Origin of the sequence: Paenibacillus lautus, from assembly GCF_050482385.1 — a bacterium.
GTDB classification, from domain to species: domain Bacteria; phylum Bacillota; class Bacilli; order Paenibacillales; family Paenibacillaceae; genus Paenibacillus_AQ; species Paenibacillus_AQ lautus_B.
Genome location: NZ_JBCNHV010000015.1, coordinates 107,150 through 125,418 on the forward strand (window position 1 = coordinate 107,150; position 18,269 = coordinate 125,418).

General features: G+C 53.3%; 11 protein-coding genes. 1 reads left to right on the forward strand and 10 read right to left on the reverse strand.

Annotated elements, in window-relative coordinates:
* Window positions 1-22: 22 nt before the first annotated feature.
* The 6 genes from ABEW73_RS18975 to ABEW73_RS19000 all read right to left on the reverse strand — a co-directional run bounded on the left by ABEW73_RS18975 (window position 23) and on the right by ABEW73_RS19000 (window position 11,128).
* Window positions 23-3,796 carry an Ig-like domain-containing protein gene (locus ABEW73_RS18975; protein WP_430166005.1) on the reverse strand — a complete coding sequence of 1,258 codons (3,774 nt, stop codon included), beginning with the start codon at window positions 3,794-3,796 and terminating at the stop codon, window positions 23-25.
* A gap of 124 nt (window positions 3,797-3,920) precedes the next feature.
* On the reverse strand, window positions 3,921-5,447 hold the full coding sequence (locus ABEW73_RS18980) for an ABC transporter substrate-binding protein (protein ID WP_430166006.1): 1,527 nt from the start codon (window positions 5,445-5,447) through the stop codon (window positions 3,921-3,923).
* Window positions 5,448-5,484: 37 nt separating this feature from the next.
* Window positions 5,485-6,369, reverse strand: a complete 885-nt coding sequence (locus ABEW73_RS18985; protein WP_430166008.1) for a carbohydrate ABC transporter permease — start codon at window positions 6,367-6,369, stop codon at window positions 5,485-5,487.
* Between the two features lie 15 nt (window positions 6,370-6,384).
* Window positions 6,385-7,410: an ABC transporter permease gene (locus ABEW73_RS18990; RefSeq protein ID WP_430166009.1), complete on the reverse strand. Its 1,026-nt coding sequence runs from the start codon at window positions 7,408-7,410 to the stop codon at window positions 6,385-6,387.
* A gap of 429 nt (window positions 7,411-7,839) precedes the next feature.
* Window positions 7,840-10,149, reverse strand: a complete 2,310-nt coding sequence (locus ABEW73_RS18995; protein ID WP_430166011.1) for a helix-turn-helix transcriptional regulator — start codon at window positions 10,147-10,149, stop codon at window positions 7,840-7,842.
* Between the two features lie 34 nt (window positions 10,150-10,183).
* Window positions 10,184-11,128 carry a helix-turn-helix domain-containing protein gene (locus tag ABEW73_RS19000; RefSeq protein WP_430166013.1) on the reverse strand — a complete coding sequence of 315 codons (945 nt, stop codon included), beginning with the start codon at window positions 11,126-11,128 and terminating at the stop codon, window positions 10,184-10,186.
* Between the two features lie 134 nt (window positions 11,129-11,262).
* Between ABEW73_RS19000 and ABEW73_RS19005 the strand changes: the two genes are divergently transcribed.
* Window positions 11,263-13,248 (forward strand): beta-galactosidase trimerization domain-containing protein, encoded by a 1,986-nt coding sequence (locus tag ABEW73_RS19005; RefSeq protein WP_430166015.1) that lies wholly within the window; start codon window positions 11,263-11,265, stop codon window positions 13,246-13,248.
* A gap of 164 nt (window positions 13,249-13,412) precedes the next feature.
* Here the strand turns inward: ABEW73_RS19005 and ABEW73_RS19010 are convergent, their stop codons facing one another.
* The 4 genes from ABEW73_RS19010 to ABEW73_RS19025 all read right to left on the reverse strand — a co-directional run bounded on the left by ABEW73_RS19010 (window position 13,413) and on the right by ABEW73_RS19025 (window position 18,266).
* Window positions 13,413-13,586 (reverse strand): hypothetical protein, encoded by a 174-nt coding sequence (locus ABEW73_RS19010; protein ID WP_430166017.1) that lies wholly within the window; start codon window positions 13,584-13,586, stop codon window positions 13,413-13,415.
* On the reverse strand, window positions 13,583-14,680 hold the full coding sequence (locus ABEW73_RS19015; RefSeq protein ID WP_430166019.1) for a glycoside hydrolase family protein: 1,098 nt from the start codon (window positions 14,678-14,680) through the stop codon (window positions 13,583-13,585). The genes ABEW73_RS19010 and ABEW73_RS19015 overlap by 4 nt, the downstream gene beginning before the upstream one ends.
* Before the next feature lie 149 nt (window positions 14,681-14,829).
* Window positions 14,830-17,034, reverse strand: a complete 2,205-nt coding sequence (locus ABEW73_RS19020; RefSeq protein ID WP_430166021.1) for a heavy metal translocating P-type ATPase — start codon at window positions 17,032-17,034, stop codon at window positions 14,830-14,832.
* 209 nt (window positions 17,035-17,243) lie between these two features.
* Complete coding sequence (locus tag ABEW73_RS19025) at window positions 17,244-18,266, reverse strand: serine hydrolase domain-containing protein (protein ID WP_430166022.1); 1,023 nt, start codon at window positions 18,264-18,266, stop codon at window positions 17,244-17,246.
* Window positions 18,267-18,269 lie beyond the last annotated feature (3 nt).

Sequence of the window (18,269 nt, forward strand, 5' to 3'; positions counted from 1 at the left end):
CGGGAGGAAGCGCCTCATTTCCTTAAGGCACCACCGTGAATCGGATGTTGTCAAACAGCATGTAGTCGAATCCGCTCACGTAGAAGCCTACTTTACCGGATGGCCGATGATTCGGATCGGTGCCGACAAGCTTCAACTCGCCATCCACATAGATGGCAACGTCCCCGTTCTTCGCGATGATCTTGACCGCATATTCTGTGTCCGGCTGCAGGTCTCGATTCGGCAAGCCGGACTCGGCGATCGTCTGCCAAGCCGTGTCATACAGGATCCAGCCTGATGTTCCATCCGCACGCGTACGATAGCCGATTCGAGTTGAACCGCTGGCATCCTGTCGATCAAAGACATACATGGTGCCGTCGTCCGGCATGAGGGCCGGTGTCTTCAGCGTGAAATCCAGCTCATACGATTCGAAGACCCGGTCCAGCAGGCCTGTTGCTCCGTTCAAAATTTTGTAACGCCGATTGCCGTCCGGATCCGCCGCGATGCTGCGGTTCGGGTCCACCGGCCAGCCGTTGCCTCCCGTCTCGAAATCGGTCTCGTGCATGATGTTCGAAACGGTTACCTTGATATCCGCTTTAACGAGCGGGTTGATGACGGATACGGCTGTGACGGTCGTCTCTCCTTCATAAACGGCACTGACGACCCCCTTGTCGCTCACCTCCGCTACGGCCGGATCGGCGGACTGCCAGAGAACGCCGGTGTCCGGGGTGTCCTCGGGGTCGAACGTCAGCTCAAGCTGTCGCTGCTCGCCGGCGGCAAGCCGCACTTCGCGCTCCGACGGGATGATACCGGCCAGTTCCGAGCTCAACGCCTTAAACTGGATATCGTCAAACAGCATGTGGCTGACGTTATTCACGTAGAATCCGACCTTGCCCGCCGCATTATGGCCGGGATCGGCGGCCTTCAGGCGGAACTGACCGTCCACGTACACACTAATTTCGCCGCCTTTGACCAGCATCTTGATCTCGTATTTCGTATTCGGCTGCAAGTCGTGGCCTGGAAGCTTCTCTTCGCGCAGCACGGTCCAAGCTGCATTATACAGCAGCCAGGAGGAATATCCGTCCGGACGGGTTTTGTAGCCGATACGGGTCGAGCCGCTGCCCGCCTGGCGATCGAACACATACAGCGTTGCGTTTTCACCGATCGACTCAGGCGTCTTCAGCTTAAAGGTCAGCTCATAATCGGAGAAGGTTTTGTTGCTTAGGGCAGTAGCGCCGTTAACAATTTTGTACCAGCGGTTGTCTCCTTCCTTGACGATGCTGCGGTTCGCATCCTGCGGCCAGCCGTTCGCACCTGACTCGAAATCGGTGAAATCCATGACACCGTCTCCGGCTTCGACCGTGACGTCCACCGCTGCCGTGAGCTGCGGATTCTCCGCCGATGCCACGGTGATGATCGTCTGGCCCACCGCCTGACCCGTGACAATGCCGTTATTGTCGACCGTGGCGACACCGGGCTCGGCCGTCGTGAAGAGCAGCTTCGGATTGTCAGCGTTCCACGGCAGAACCGCCGTCTGCAGCTTCACCGTTTTCCACCGATCCACCGTGATTTCGTTGTTGTAGACTACCACGCTTTGCACCGGGTAGCTGTCCGGGCTGTTGGTGGTACCCGCTTTCCCGTTAATGCCGATCTCGTGAAACGGGATATCAGGAAAGCCGGGGATCGCCTGATAAACTTGGGCATCCGGACGCAGCGTCAAATCGCCCCCTGCCAAATTGACGAATCCCGGATCCTCGTCGGTTACCCAGTTATCGGCGTATTGGACCAGATTGAATTTGTCGTACGCCCCCTGATCGTTCGTCGTCGTGCTGCGCGGAAGCGTCGGATTAAATACAACGTTACCTTGGAACGTATTGGTGTCCGGATAATAGCGGTTCTCGTTGAAAAAATCCGCCAGCTCCGGATATTTAGTCAAGTACGGCGTTCCGACGAAGTCGTTATTGACTTCGAACAGCGCCTTCCATTTCGGCATGTAATTCAGCGGAACTTGATCCTCCGGCTCATCGCCGAGAAACAAATCCGCATAATCATATGGAACCTTGCTGTCCACAAAGATATTGTTGCGAGCCAAAATATGCGCGCCCCCGTTGTTTTTGATTGCCGAATTCCCCATACGATAGAAGATATTCTCATCGATCTGAAGTCCCATCGTGAAATTATCAGGATAGACCCCTTCTACGCCGGGTTTGCTTTCTCCGATGTTATGGAAGTAATTGCGACGGATAATGGTGCCGCGCTGCTGGGGCGTTTCGCCCGCATTCATGTAGATAGCGCCGAGATCCGAGAATGTTTTGCATACGTCGTAAATATCGTTGTACTCCACGAGATGATCGTTGCCGAAGATCAGCACGCCGGGATGGGGAGCATCGTGCAGCTCGTTATGCGACATGCGGTTACCCACCCCGGACAAGAGAACGCCGGGATTGTAGGCCTTATGATAATAAGCAAAATCATGAATATGAGAGTTCTCCACCGCATTGTTGCCCGGCGCGAGCGTCGTCTTGTCGCCTCCGGTGAGGGTGACGGCGGTACCCCCGATATGATGAATGTGGGTATACTCGATCTTATGATCCCTGCCCGGAACCCCGGTAAAGTCGTTGTAATGGAACCGGCTTTGGGTGTTGACCAGCACGCCGCTATTTGTGAAGTTGCGGATTTCGCTATGGAGGACACGCATATGGCTGCCGCCCATGAAGACGACTGCCGAATCGCGTCCGTTCTCCAGAATCATCTCCGAGAAATCGATATAGGATGCATCCAGTGCATTGATCATCGGCGTCTTCAGCATCGTCACTTCAATGGATGGATTCGCGGTCATGAATTCGGCGTTCGGCAGAAAATACAGCTTTCCAGCCTGGCGGTCGATGTAATACTCGCCGGGCATATCGATCTCCTCCAGCAAGTTTTGCGCGAAATGAAAATCCGGGTACCAATTTTTGAAGATACCGCTCATTTCCCCGTACCGGAGCGTGATGCTTTTGGCTTCGGTGTCGATGGAAGCGATTTTGTTGTAGGACCATTCCCAGCTATAGCCGAAAATGCCATCCAGCCAGATGTCATCCGCCTGCGTCCAGTATTGCGGCCTGTCATACGTATACGTAAAAGTGCCGCCCCTCTTATGAACTTCCCCGTTCGGATCCTTCCGCGTCGGTCCCGGATCGAGGATTTCGTCCATTTGAACGGTTCCCTCGTTCGGCCAGCGGGCCAGCGTCATGCCTTGCCCGCCTACGTACAACTCCATCGGCGGTACCTTGCTCAAATCGTTGGCCAAATAATAACCATGTCGGCTCATCTCGCCGTAATCGGTAATGCCGAGGGCTGCCAGATCGGCTACCAGCACTTCGTTTCGTGCCTCTTCACTGATAATGCGGTTCAGAACGGCAGGATCATCTACCGGAACGAATGCGGATTTCTCCAGAAGCCTAGAACCGGACAAGATGACCGTTTCACCTGGATAGGCCGCATAAGTGATCGGCTTACCCGCTTCCCCTGAATCCTGCAAACCCAGTTCGAAGCTTGCCGTCCGCTCGTAACGTCCTTCGCGAAGATAGACCGTGACGCCGCCCCTCGGCAGCCCTTTCTTTACTTTCAACGCCCGGATGGCGTCACGCGCTTTTTCCAACGTTCGAAACGGTTTGTTTTTCGACCCTTTGTTTGAGTCATTTCCGTCTAAAGCTACGTAAAAAGCCGTCCCGTGCGGATTTCCATAGGCCGACGCCTGTTCGGCGATCGGCAGGAATGGATAAAGCGCGAACAACAGGCTTGCCGCCAGCGCCGCAAGCAAAAGCTTCTTCATGAATTGCTCCCCTTCCTCCAGCGTGGAATTCGGTCAGCTTTGCCGACGCAGTGCGGTCAAAGCCCTCCTTAGGACAGCAGGTTCCTCCCGTTTCGACTCCATCCATGGGCAAGTTCATGGACCTTTATTTCAAGCCCTTCTCTTTTAGAAATTGCTCGAACTGACGCGTCACCTCCTCCACATATTTCTCTTCGCCAGCCTCCTTCAGCTTGCCGTAAAGAACCGGCCAGGTTTCCTCGAAATCGAGCGTTCCGGTCACGAGTCCGCGTTTGTACTCGCCCCATACGGCGTTCAGGTTGGCGATTTCCGTGCTGACCGGCTCGGAATTGAATTTGAATCCGCCGACCGGGTTGATTTCGGAGCTGGTGTTGATTTTTTTCGTTTCCTCCCAGATGTTTTCCGGTTGTCCTTCCTTCAGGTAGGAATTGAACACGCTGCCGAAGACCCAATCCATGTTCGGACGATACCTGGAATCCGGCATCGCTTTGATATAATCACCGCTCAGTTTCTCGTAATGGACTCCCTCTAAGCCGTTGATCAACAGATTGTAGAGCTCCTTGTCGGTGTTGATCAGATTGAGCAGCATCAGGGCTCGTTCCGGATTGGGGGAAGTTCGGCTGATCGACTGATTGGTTGTCGCCGAATAGCCGTTGGAGAACCAATCGCTGAGCGGAATGATAACAACATCGTTGCCGCCGTTCTTCGGCTTCACTTCCGCTTCCACTCCCGGCTTCAGCGTGACGTCAAACTCGACCGCAATCTGGCCTTTGGATTGATAGTCGGTCATTTTCTCCGTAGCTGCGTCCTTGTGGATGTATCCTGCCTTATACCATTTGCTGGCCAGTCGGAAATTGTCCAGCTCCTCTTCGGGATAGCGATGAAGCGTATAGGACGGATCATCCGTCTTGATGTAGAAATGATCGTCAAGTCCCGGTACCACCCAGTATTGGTCATCATGCGCTTGGGGATTGACGAACGAACCGCCGAACAGCCCGATCGGGATGATGCCCGGCTCGTTCTGCTTGATTTGCTCAAGGAATGGCTCGATATCCGCTATGGTTTTGATCGCGGAAGGATCCAGGCCGTATTTGTCGGCAAAGCGCTTTTGCACGATGAAGCCGTATCTTGAACCATTGATTTGCTGGTTTGGGATGCCGTATAATTCCCCGTCAACCGACAGGCCTTCCCACATCACCTCGGGGACGTCCGCCTTGAGTTCCGGCGCGTATTCATCCAGAAGTCCGCCCAGCGGCTGGATGGCTCCCTTCCGGACCAGCTCCTCCGGCTTCAGCATGTAACCGGTCCAGAGAATATCGAACTTTTCACCCGCCGCGAGCACGGTATTCATCTTCTGCACGTAGTCACCAATCGCAACAGGCATCAGCTTGACGGTGGCATTCAGCTTCTCTTTCACGATTTGGTTGATTTCCTCTTCGACCTTCTTCTGGTCGGGCTGCAGCTGCAGTAGCGGGTAATACCAAGTCAGCTCGACGGGATCAAGCTTGCTCTCGCCGCCTATCTCCGGTGACGCCCCTTTCGTGTCCGGCGTTCCGCTTTCCGTCACGCCGTTTCCGCCGCTGCCCCCGCAGCCGGCAAGAGCGGACATCGCGATCAAGACGATCGCCAAAAGTCCTAGCAGTCTTTTTTTCATACCATGACCTCCTGAATGTTTAATTGGTTGTTGTATGTTAACCCTTAAGGGAGCCAACCGTAAGCCCTTTCACGAAAAACCGCTGGAAGAATGGAAAGATGATCAGCATCGGCCCACCCGCAAGCACCGCGATTGCCATTCTTGCCGAATTGTTCGGAAAGCTGGATAAATCGACGCCCAACTGCTGCGCAAATTCCGAATTGGAAGTAATGAACTCAATGCTGCCAAGCGTCCGCACGAGCAGCAGCTGCAGGGGCACCTTGTTCGGATCGTCGATGTACAGCATGGCATTGAACCATTCGTTCCAATACGTAAACGAGATCAGCAAGCCAAGCGTAGCCAAAGCCGGTGTAGACAGTGGTAATATGATCCTGAAAAATATCCGCAGCTCCCTCGCCCCGTCAATTTTGGCGGATTCCACGATTTCGAGCGGAATTTTGGACATGAATCCTTTCATGACCATAATGTTGAATGGCGAGAGCAGCACCGGCAATATCAGTGCCAGCAAGCTGTCTTTCAAATGCAGGTACTGCGTGATGAGAATATAGGAAGGAACGAGTCCTCCGCTAAACAGCATCGTGAAAAATACGTAGAACGTCGTTGCCCGGTTATAGCGGTAATCCGGCCTTGAGATGACGTATGCGGTCATCGCGGTGAGCAGCAGACCGGCCAGCGCTCCGATGACGGTCACCGTGATCGTAACCCCGTAAGCCCGCAGCAGAATATCGGGAGCATCCAGAAGATAGCGATACGCCTCCAGGCTAAATGATTCGGGCAGAAACTGATACCCGTTGCCGGTGAGCGAAGCTTCGTCCGTCAGCGACACGGCAACAACAAGCAGAAACGGCAGGACGACCGCCAGCGAGAGCAGGATGAACAGCAGATGGATCAACAGTTTGGGTAGTTCGAACTTCTTAGGCATCGGATGTCCTCCTTCTTACCACAGGGAATGCTCGGGATTAATTTTTCGCACGACCCCGTTCGCCACCAGCACCAGGACGAAGCCGACAACCGACTGGTAAAAGCCCGTAGCCGCCGACATGCTAACGTTGCCGATCTCGCGGAGCGCACGGTATACGTACGTATCGATAATATCCGTGGAGCCGTACAGGAAGCTGGAGTTGTTCGGAATGAAATAATGGAGCCCGAAATCGCCGCGAAACATGTTGCCGATGGACAAAATCAGCAGAATGATGACCAGCGGAGCCAACAGCGGAACCGTAATTTTCATCGCCATTTGCCATTTCGTCGCTCCGTCGATCCGCGCTGCCTCGTAATACTCGCTGTTAATGCCGAGAATGCCCGCAAAATAGATGAGTGTATTAAATCCAACCGCCTTCCATAAGTGAACAAGGATGAGAATGGCCGGCCATGCCTCGGCCGTCTGGTACCAGCTGACCGGATCCATGCCAAACATCTGTAAGGTGCGGTTAATGAACCCGTCGGAATGGTTCAGGAAGGCATAGGCGACGTATCCGACCAGCACCCAGGATAAAAAATGGGGCAAGAACAGCGCGGTCTGATAAAATTTGCTCCATTTCGCCCTGAGTTCGTTCATCAGGATCGCCAGCAGCAGCGCTGCGGCGGTGGTAACTACAATGTAAGCCGCATTGTACAGCACCGTATTGCGCGTGATCCGCCAAGCCGTATCGGTCGAGAACAAGTAACGGAAGTTTTCCAGTCCAACCCATTCGCTGCCGAATATGCCAAGATCGTAGCGGTAATGCTTGAAAGCAATGATCAATCCCACTAACGGGATATAGGCAAAAATCAGCTTGTACAGAATCCCTGGCAGCGATAGCAGAAACAACTCCCGGTTGTTGCGAAAATGGCGAAGCTCTCTGCGAAGCGCCGATTTTTTTTGGCGCGCGCCGGCAGGTCCAGGATTCGGTCCCGTTTCGGGTCCCGAACGGTTAGCCGGGTCTGCGTCCATAGAACCCGATAGTGTTACCTTCTTCAACATAGCGAAAGCCCCTTCCTTTTCTCATGCTTTCCTCGCCTGCATCCCAGGCTTTGCATGATTAACGATAGCTCAAACCCGGGGTTCTGCGTTACTGTACAATTTCAGGATTGCTGTACGGGCGGGCTGTAAGGATTTCGGAATGCTGTACAGCCCGCTGTATAGAAGCAGGTTTGCTGTACTGTGGAAAATTTCTGGATCTTACCTGAATAAAGTACCACCGTACGTATTCTCCCCATAAAAGCAATGCCGAAGGTGTTAGGGATGGCAATATCTTCAACTCCGCGGTGATCCATCCGATGTTCGATAGGAGCTTGCACATACACGATTGCACCGATTCCGATAGCTCGCTCGCCTGATGGGGAAACATGGCATGCCAAAGACCCGCAAACGGCAAACCTCACCTGCGGGTCCTATGGAATATTTCTAATGTTAGGTGCTGCGGTCGATGGCTGATTTCAGACGGTACTCTTTCGGCGTCGCTCCGTAGCGGCGCTTGAACAGCCGATAGAAATAGCTTTCATTGCCGAAGCCCACCTTTTCCATGATTTCGGCCACGGTCAAATGCTGCTGTTCCAGATACTGCTGCGCGCGGGCCAATCGAGTCGCATTGATCTGGTCGACCACCGTTGTCCCCTCCTGCGCTTTAAACACTTGGCCCAAATAGACGGCGCTCATCTTCAGCATTTCGGCGATTTTCTGGACGTTCAGGTCCGGATCGACGTAGTGTTTCTCGATCATTTCTTTGACCGTATCCACAAGCAGCCGGTTTTTGTCCTCCCTTCCGCTCCTGCGCTGCTCAAATACATCGCGCACGACTTCCAATAGCACGCCCTCGATCTCATCCAGCGTCTCTTTTTCGAGAATGCGCCGATTGATAGCCTGCAGATTAACCGATACCGGATTCAGATTATTGTTATTCATCTCGCCCAGCGTATGGCTCAGTGTCATGGTCAGATGCAGCAGCGCCGAGAACATGTTATCGAAGCTGAACTCGCCGAGGAGTTCCCTCCAGCTTCGAATCGCCTGCTCCGTCTCCTCCGAGTCTCCGCTTTTCAACCCCTCCGTCAGCCGGCGCTCCAGCTCTTTCGGAATGGCGAACGACTCGTTCCGCTCGTTTCGGAGGATCATCTCAGGCTGGATCACGGCCCCCTTGCCGAAAATCATGCGATAGTTGGAATGTCGCATCGCCAGGTTGCAATGTTTCGTTAGCAGGCGGTAATCATCGAACGTGTCACTGAGCGTTACGGTGAACGTTACCCGATAAAAGCGGAGTATGGTCTCTTGAAGTTCCCGGAACCGTTCGCCCAGTGTCTCGAGGTAACCGGGATTGCCGCTGACGATAAAGACAAGATGTCCGCTCTTCATGTCCGCGGCTTCGCACGAACCGCCACGCTGCAGCAGCTCTTGGCCGATGTTCGCGATGGCGAAGTAATACAGCGCCTCCGGCTGGGAACCCGGCTGCAGGGTGAGGCTCTGCATATCATCGAGCTCAACGACCGCCAGCCGGAGCGGCGATGGATACGCGATATCGATTCCGTACTGCTCATTCGTCCGCAAAAATGCTTCTTCTTCCATCCTATCGCTGAGGCCGATCAGGCTCCGCAAATGATACATCTTGGCGATATTCCACTGCGTGGCCCGTTCCTGCTCCAAGCCTTTGAGCTTGCCGATCATCACCGTTACATTTTTCGTGATGAGCGACAGCTCATCCTTTGACCTGGCATCCTCGCGCCCGTCATCAGGCACCAGCGTCAGCAGACGGCCTACCGGTTTATACAGCCGCAGCGAGATTAATACGGACAGGAGCAAGGCCAGCAGGGCAACGGACAGCGTCACGGCCATTTCGGTCCATCTCATCTGGCGTACGCTGCCCAGCACATCGTCGTAATCCTGCAGACTAATGATCTGCCAGTTATTCAAGCCTTTGTTCAAATAGGTGACCTTATATTCCTTCTCTCCTTGTTTATGGATAAAGGAGTCCGGCGCATTGTCCGTCGAGCCCATTCGTCCCAGTAAATCCTTTTTGATGTCCAGCCCGGTCGGCAGCTTACGCTCACCGGCCATCAGCACTTGCCCATCACTGTCGGTGACAAACAGGACGTCGTTTTCTCGTTCGGCCACACGATTAAGCGCTTTCACATTATCGAGCATCCAGCCTGGCTTCACAGTCAAAATGAGGGCGTTCCGGTTAACGGAACCGAGGGTAGGCCCGTCATAAATAAAAAAAGCGAATACGTCGATGCCCTCATTCTCCCCGTCGAGATCGAGCGGAATGAGCTGCAACTTCGGCAGATCGGCTCGGGAAGACATATAGTCTTCAAGCGCGCTGTACAGGACGCGCGTGTCCATATCATGGCTCAGCGAAGAGAAAAAACGATTCTGCTTGCCGTTGTAAAAAACGGCGGAGTGCAGGTACGGCGAAGCGGCAACCGTCCGGTTCAAACGTTCGATTTTCAGAATGCTCTGCTTATAATCCGCCCCGGACTTCAGCGCGATCAACTCTTCGTCATTGTACAATGATACGGCCAAATCCTTCACGATCCCGTTCATGTTCTCGATATTGTAGTTGATTTGGGTGAGCAGCTTGCGATCGGCTTCGTGTTGGAGACTCAAGACTTTGTCACGGGCGGCTGCGTTCAGAAAGAGAGAAGCGAAGGCCAGCATCGCGACAACAAGCATAAAGCTAAGGATGATCCGCTGCAAATATTTGCGAGAGCGGAGGGTTTGCAGCAAATTCATGGGACCACTCTCCCTGCATAATTGGGTGGCTTTACTATAATCCTGTAGGTTTTTCGTTGTCAATCGGCATTTTCAATAATAAAGCCGTCCCTTCCCCCTCTTCTTCCTTCCTCTGCCGCAGCATTTGCCGATACGCGCCGGGCGACATGCCAAGCTTGGCGGTAAACAGCCGCGTCATGTAGTTCGAATCGCGGATTCCCACCCTTTCCGCGATCTCGGAAATGCTAAGCACCGTGCCGCCGAGGAGTTTTTTGGCTTCCTCCAGGCGCAGATGAAGTACGTACTGCAGCGGCGTTTTGCCGATATGCTTCCTCATGCATCTCGCGATATAACTTGCCTGGAAATGCAGCTTCTCCTCCAATGCCGCCCGTTCAAACGGTTCCCTCCAGTGTTCATTTAAATAAGCAGCGGCAGCTTGTGCCAGTCGGCTGGAAGGCTCCGGTTCGGTCGTCCGTGCGCAGTCAGCCTGCAACGCGGCGAACAGCTCGGCCAGCAATAAATGGAGCTTGAGCGCATTCTCCCCATTCAGCCGGTTGTGGATATCATTCAACCCGCGCAGCATAGGTTCTACGGTCTGCACATCGACGGAGGCGAACTTCGGCAGGTACATGCGCTGCTGCGTGGACGGCTCGACATCCTCGACCGTGCCTTTGGAGAGCAGGGCCGACCAAGGAATATCCTTCTGCGAGATGTACGAAGCAGGACTTCCATGGATGAAATGCACCCAATAAATCTCCGTATGCTCCAAGCAGGCCTGATGCCCGAAATGCCGCTGGCCCGCTTCCAGCACGAGCAGCTTTCCGGCACTGACCTCATATTCAGTCTGTCCTTCCGTCATATAGAGCGTTCCCCTCGTTACCAGCAGCAGGTCATAGACACCGAAGGTACGGGCGAAATGTTGGTCTCCCGGCTTCCAGACCGCATATCCGGCCGTTACGAATTGCGGCAGCGGCGGAATGGCGAATTCTAAGCACAGCACGGCATCTCTCTCCTTTTTGCAAGTCCATTTTGTGCTAATCAAAGTCTATATTATCACTGGTTACCCGCGTATAAAAGAGGTACATTGAACAAAAGAAACCGTTCTCATCAGGCGGCAAAGGAGGCTGTTCACACATGCGATTTCGTCAGGTTCATCTCGACTTTCATACGTCCGAGGCCATCCCGGGCATCGGAAGCCAGTTTTCAAAAATCCAGTTTCAGAACATGCTGCGTGCCGGGCATGTCGATTCCATTACCGTTTTCTCTAAATGCCATCACGGCTGGGCTTATCACCCGAGCGAAGCCAATGAAACGCACCCGAATCTTTCGTTCGATCTGCTAGGCGAAATGATTGCAGCCGCCCACGAAATCGGCGTCAAAACGCCTGTGTACTTGTCCGCCGGCCTTGACGAAAAGCTGGCGCGTCGCCATCCGGAATGGCTGATTCGAGATGCGGAAGATCGTACGCGCTGGGTCAAAGATTTTATGACTCCCGGGTACCATGAGTTTTGCTTCAACACGCCTTACCTGGACCTCTTGCTGGCGCAAATCCGCGAGGTGGTTTCCCGCTATGATGCGGACGGCATATTCCTTGATATCGTCGGCATCCGAAAATGTCGTTGCCAGCATTGTGTGGCGGCGCTGCGATCAGCCGGCCAAGACCCTCGGGATGAAGTGGCCGTTGCCGACTTGGGCGAGGCGACCTACTTGAACTATGCCCGCCGCGTTCGGGAAACGGTGGACGAGATCAAGCCCGGTCTTCCGGTCTTCCATAACAGCGGCCATCAACGTCGGGGCCGCCGCGACCTCGCCAACGTCAACAGCCATTTGGAACTGGAATCCCTGCCAACCGGGGGCTGGGGCTACGATCACTTTCCGCTATCGGCGCGCTATGCGCAGACGCTGGGTATGGATTTTCTCGGCATGACGGGAAAGTTCCACACCTCTTGGGGCGAATTCGGCGGTTACAAACATCCGAACGCGCTGCGCTTCGAAACGGCGCTCAGCCTGGCCCACGGCGCCAAGTGCTCGATCGGCGACCAGCTTCATCCTTCGGGTCTCATGGATGAAGCAACCTACGCCTTGATCGGCACCGCCTACGCGGAGGTGGAAGCGAAGGAGCCATGGTGCAGCGGAACATTGTCCGTGGCGGACATCGCCGTCTTGTCGCTGGAGGCTGCATGGGAGGCTTGTCCGGAAGCACGGACATCAGAAGACCGGAACAATCTGGCGGATGCCGGAGCGGTACGCATCCTGACCGAAGGACATTACTTATACGACATCGTGGATGCCGATGCTGATTTCGGCCGCTACAAAGTGCTGGTATTGCCGGACGAGGTTCCAATATGGCCCGAATTGGGAGAGGCCATCCGCACATTCACCGCAAGCGGCGGCAAGGTTCTGGCCACGGGTCGCTCGGGTTTGGATCCAGCCGGCAGCGCGTTTGCGCTTGATCTTGGATTGAACTGGAAAGGCCCGAGCCCCTACCGTCCGTCTTATTTCCGTCCGGACTTTACTCCAGGCTCCCTTCTGCCCGCTGCGTATGTCATGTACGGCGAGGGACAGCAGGTGGAATTGAACGGCGGCCGTGCGCTTGGCAGTCGGGAGAATCCATACTTTAACCGGGACGTGTTCACGTTCTGCTCGCATCAGCACACGCCAAGCACCGGAGAAGACATTGGACCGGGCATGATTGAAAGCACAGGCGGCATCTACATCGCTTGGAATGTGTTCGGTGACTATGCGGATAACGGTCACCTCATTCTGAAAGAGATGGTGTTGCACGCGCTCGGCCGGCTCCTGCCGCAGCCTTCTCTGCGCTGCGACTTACCGGCCCGGGGCATAGCAACGCTCCAGTATCAGGCTGTGGACAATCGCTATGTTCATCACCTCCTGTATGTTTCCCCCGTACTTAAGGGACGCGTGGAAGTCATCGAGGATATCGTACCTCTGCAGAATATATCTGTCGAGTTGCGTCTCCCATCGGCCGCTTCGGTCAAGCGGGTCTATCTGGCCCCTACGATGGAGGATCTTCCTTATACAGTCGGAAATCAAGGCGAGATCAACTACAAAGTACCTTATTTGGATAATCATCAGATGGTTGTGTTGGAGCTGGTGTAGCATACAGCATGCCATTAGCAAAAGATCACAGCTCTGCCTAATAATAAATGCCGCAGTCCCCGGACTGCGGCATTTTCATTTTTATCTTTTAGATCTCGGTTCGCATTTAAATCGCAATTAAAGGATGGTTTACAACTGATATAGAGGTTATTCAGCAACGTACATCAAAGTCGTCGGAAAGAGATGTTCGGCATCACGCAAGCGGCATCAATACACTGCAGTGCGTGTTGCTGCTCTGCATGTGCGATTTCCACATGGGTTGCCGGATTGCCTACGAGTGAGATATTATCCTCCCGAAGAAGGAACGGTTTTAACCTATCCATTAAGGCGTCTTTCATAGGTCATCCCCCTCCTTCCCATCCTTTTCCTTCGAAACGGTTACCGTTGAGGCCCTAGCATTCACCCTCCATCGAGCTAATGGAATGACCATATTCCAGGTGTGCGTGAAATCCCACGCACGTGGCCCCGTACCGGTGGCTGCAAACAGATGGGTTGGGACTCCGTCTTCAAATAATAGATAGGGACGCTCGAGATTGCACATTTCTTTAACCGTGCCGTCATCCCATGCAACTGTCCGGGAATACGCCTTGGGCTCGGGATGAATCTTCCAGTCCAGACAATCCGTACTGGTGGCATATACGCCAGCTCCCCATTCTCCCGTCAAGCCCTCAGACCCGTTCTTGGAATCATCCTTGATCAGGAGATGGAATCGGTCGCCATCATGCCAAAGAAAGGGGTCCTCCACATGTTTATCCGGATCGGCGAAATTCAATATCGGATGATCGGATAACCGCTCGAAAGGACCGGATGGACATTCCGCTACCGCTACGCCCAACTGAAGTGTGGATCCGCTATACTCCCGCGATTTATAGATCATATAGGTACGGCCATCTGCCAGAATTGCAACGGCCGGATTGGTTGTGACGGTGCCGTCCCATTGTCCCAGGCGGGGAAGCAGAATGGGTTCGTCCGACCGTTCCCAAGGCCCGAATACCGATCGGGATGTCGCCAGCCCAATTCTTTTATTATTCCAGACCTCCGTGCCTCGCTCAGAGGAAACGACGTCTCCTGGCCCGGGTATCGGCCCCCCGTACGTTGTTCCCATATAATAGAGGTAATACGTACCGTTCCAGTATTGAATATGAGGATTGTGCTGGTTCATCCCATCAAAATAGCCGCGATCTCGACGGCTGAGCACAACTTCCTCAAATCGGAAAGGACCTTCCGGCACCGGGCTGGCTGCCCTTACAATCTCACAATTGAATAGCCAGTGGACCCCGAATCCAAGCTCCTTCCTCCACCGAGAAGCGAACAAATGATAACGACCGTCCTCTCCCTTAACACATGAACCGCACCAGATAAAATAATCTTCTTCACAATATCCGCCGTTCACTGGCGCAGGCAGTAACCTCGCATTAATCGGATTGCTCATTCATAATGACCTCCCGTGAGCATGGTTTGGCTATCCTTTCTCGCAACCGTTCTCATTTCCCTTACATGAGATATTCTAGCAGAACGGGAAAGCCGTGAGAATCATAAGGTTTCGCCATGATCGTGACCATAGCGTCACGGTTTATTCATTCAACCATTCACAGTTATGCGGTTCTTATCTAATCTCTGCACCTTAAGCTGCAATCTAAGCGCATTCGCAACAACAAGCACGGAGCTTGCCGCCATGCCAATGCAAGCGATGCGCGGGTCCAAATAACCACATGCGGCCAACGGCACGGTAATGGCGTTATACAGCAGAGCAAATAGCAAATTCTGATGAACATTCCGCATCGTTTGGCGGCTCCATGTATAAGCATCGATAATATTGAAGAGTTTGTTTCCGATCAGCACGATGTCGCCGGCCTGTTTAGCCGCATCCGCTCCCCCGCCCATCGCCATGCCGACATCGGCCACGGCAAGCGCAGCTGCATCGTTTATGCCATCGCCAATCATGGCAACGGATCGTCCTTGATGTTGAAGCTCGCGAATAAACGCCAGCTTGTCTTCAGGAAGCATGCCTGCACGTATCTGATCGATCCCTGCCGCGGCCGCCACCGCCACGGTGGCTTGCTCCTCATCACCGGTTACCATCCACACATCGGCTCTGCGCTTTAACTCCTGAACAATCTTCCGGGCATCTTTTCTAAGCTTGTCAATCAATACAAGCGATCCGATGCACTTCCCGTTCACGGCGACATAAAGCCTTGTATAACCAGGCTGATCCGGAGGAATTTCCAGCCGTATGCCCTGTTCCAGCAGCCATTTCCGATTTCCCACGCATACGTGTTCTCCTTTGACATAGCCTTCCATCCCTTTCCCAACCCGCTCTTGGAATTTCTGTACTTCTAATAGTGGGGAATGTTTGTCTTGGGCCGCTCGTACGATGGCTTGTGCTAACGGGTGAGCGGACCGGGAAGCCAGCGCTGCCGACATGGATAGCACGTAGGCTGCGTTGCTGCCGTTCGCAGTGTGAATCGTTGTGAGCTGAGGTCTTCCTTCCGTCAACGTGCCTGTCTTATCCAACAATACGACATCGGTTCGCCGCAACCCCTCCAGAGACCGGCCGTCTTTAAATAGAACACCTCTTTGGGCGGACGATCCGGTTGCGATCAGGATGGATACCGGCGTAGCCAAACCAAGCGCACAGGGACAGGCGATCAGTAAAACAGACAGCGCGTGGCGCATCGCCGTTTCGGATGCATCGGGAGCTTGGGAAAACCAGAGCCATCCCGCATAAGTAAGTGCAGCACAACCGATCATCATGGGAACAAAAATCGCCGCTATACGGTCAACGGCTAGCTGAATGGCCGGTTTCCCCTGTTGTGCGGACTCGATAAGCCCAATCATTTGAGATAGACGGGTTTCGCTATGATTCTTATCAACCACGATGTCCAAACGTCCGACCAGACAACGCGTTCCGGCGTAAACTCGATCCCTCATGCCCTTGGCCACCGCTGTACTTTCACCTGTCAGCATAGATTCATCGGCATCTGCTGATCCCGACTGAACAAAGCCGTCAATGGAGATCCATTCTCCATGGTTCACTCGGATCCGGTCCCCGATCTGCACTTGATCCGCAGAAATCCATTCTTCCCCATGACTGCGGACGACTCGAACTCGTTTAACCTGAAGCTCGTATAAGGCACTAAGTTGTTTCAACGCTCTGCCCTTGGCCATGGTCTCAAGCCACTTGCCCAGCAGTACCGCTGTCATCACCATCGCAATCGTATCAAAATAAAGCGTGGGATGCGCTAGACTGTGCCTGGATTCAAACATGACATAGTGGCTGTAGAAGTAAGCCACCGAGGTGCTTAACGCAACAAGGGTATCCATATTTGCTGTACGATGGATCATAGCCTGGTAAGCTCCGTAATAGAAAGGATATCCGACGCCAAACTGAAGCAAAGTAGCGAGCACCCATTGAAATACAGGCTCCATCAGCAAATTCGGCGTCCATTGTGCAGGCCAATTGGCAACATGCGCCATCATCGCCCATAGGAGTGGGACCGATAAGCAAGCGGCGATGATGAACCGCATGCGATAAGCCCCCGTCTCCGCCTCGATCCCTGCCTGCGGATGCGACAGCCTGTCACTCGCTCCATAGCCTAGCTTTTCGATTTTCTCCACGATCGTGTTTAATCCAATCTGCGTCGGTTCATAATGAACCGTGGCCTGAGATAAGGCGAGGCTGACACGAGCAGATTGAACGCCTTCCACTTTCCGAAGAACTTTTTCGATCCGGGCTGCACAAGCTGTGCAAGTCATGCCCGTCACATGGATTTGATGCAGCTTCACAACGGTTCCTCCCCACCTCTGCTTATTTCTGCTTTCGCTTGTCCATACATTGTATGAAAATACACGTAACATCAGAATGGTTAAGAAGAGCCATCTACTACGGTTTTTGCCTGAAAGAAATGTGCATTAACCATAAAAGCCGCCCATTTGGGCGGCTTCATACGCGTAGATATTCTTGTTCTTTTAACATCACCAATTTGTGGATTAATTTAGTCGATGATCGCCGGGATGATGTGTTCTTTAATCAGTGCCCATCGATCCCGAGGATTGACGGTAAATGCCGATGCAATGGCGACAACCAAGTCTTGTTTTGGAATGCAGCAAATGATATTCCCGCCGTCGCCTACTGCCGAGTAGGCAGATACCCCAGCCTCATCCCGCAGCCACCAAAGATATCCATAATGATTAGAATTCATCAACGTTGATTGGTCAATCCATGCCTCCGATATAATCGGCTGATTGTCCCATGTGCCGCGGTTCAGATAAAGAAAGCCAAAACGAGCCATATCTCGAGGACTTAACGTAAGCCCCCACCCTCCAACAGAGTTACCGGCTGGGTCCTTGACCCAGCCCCTGACGTCTTTTCCGAATAAATCATCAAATCCGAATGAGCTCATGTCATAGTCCGGAATTTCGTTCATGCCGATTGGTTTAAACAAGTGTTCGTTAGCAAACGCGCGGGCGCTTGTTCCCGTGCTGCGAGTTATAATCGCTGACAGGAGATGCACCCCTGCAGTAGAATACTTAAATGCTCCCAGGCTTCCACCGATGCCCAGCATATCCAGCGTATAATGTACCCAATCCGATTGCATGCACAGTTTGTCCAAGGGTTCGTGCCAGTCCTCAAATGGATAAGGAGCGGTCATCGTGAGCAGATGGCGTATCGTAATTTCTTGTTTTTGTCGAGCGGCAGTCTTTTGTTCATATTCTGGAAAAAAATCCAGCACCTTCTGATCTACATGTTGAATATAGCCTGCATCGATAGCGATGCCTATAAGTGCGGAAATGATACTTTTCGTAACTGATGCAACGTGGTGCCTATCCTCCGGACCATATCCATGATCATATTTTTCATAAACGATAGCTCCGTTTCTAACCATGACAATACCATTAATATTGGGATATTCGGTTGTGATCAATGAGTCCAGTCCCGTAAGCTTGTCAGCGTCCATTCCCATGGTCGCCGGGGCTAGGGTATGCCATGCTGTCGTTGGCCAGTAGTTTCTTTTCATTAT

Coding starts and splice junctions, on each gene's coding strand:
- ABEW73_RS18975 (WP_430166005.1), bottom strand. CDS start 3,796: ATGAAGAAGCTTTTGCTTGCGGCGCTGGCGGCAAGCCTGTTGTTCGCG.
- ABEW73_RS18980 (WP_430166006.1), bottom strand. CDS start 5,447: ATGAAAAAAAGACTGCTAGGACTTTTGGCGATCGTCTTGATCGCGATG.
- ABEW73_RS18985 (WP_430166008.1), bottom strand. CDS start 6,369: ATGCCTAAGAAGTTCGAACTACCCAAACTGTTGATCCATCTGCTGTTC.
- ABEW73_RS18990 (WP_430166009.1), bottom strand. CDS start 7,410: ATGTTGAAGAAGGTAACACTATCGGGTTCTATGGACGCAGACCCGGCT.
- ABEW73_RS18995 (WP_430166011.1), bottom strand. CDS start 10,149: ATGAATTTGCTGCAAACCCTCCGCTCTCGCAAATATTTGCAGCGGATC.
- ABEW73_RS19005 (WP_430166015.1), top strand. CDS start 11,263: ATGCGATTTCGTCAGGTTCATCTCGACTTTCATACGTCCGAGGCCATC.
- ABEW73_RS19010 (WP_430166017.1), bottom strand. CDS start 13,586: ATGAAAGACGCCTTAATGGATAGGTTAAAACCGTTCCTTCTTCGGGAG.
- ABEW73_RS19015 (WP_430166019.1), bottom strand. CDS start 14,680: ATGAGCAATCCGATTAATGCGAGGTTACTGCCTGCGCCAGTGAACGGC.
- ABEW73_RS19025 (WP_430166022.1), bottom strand. CDS start 18,266: ATGAAAAGAAACTACTGGCCAACGACAGCATGGCATACCCTAGCCCCG.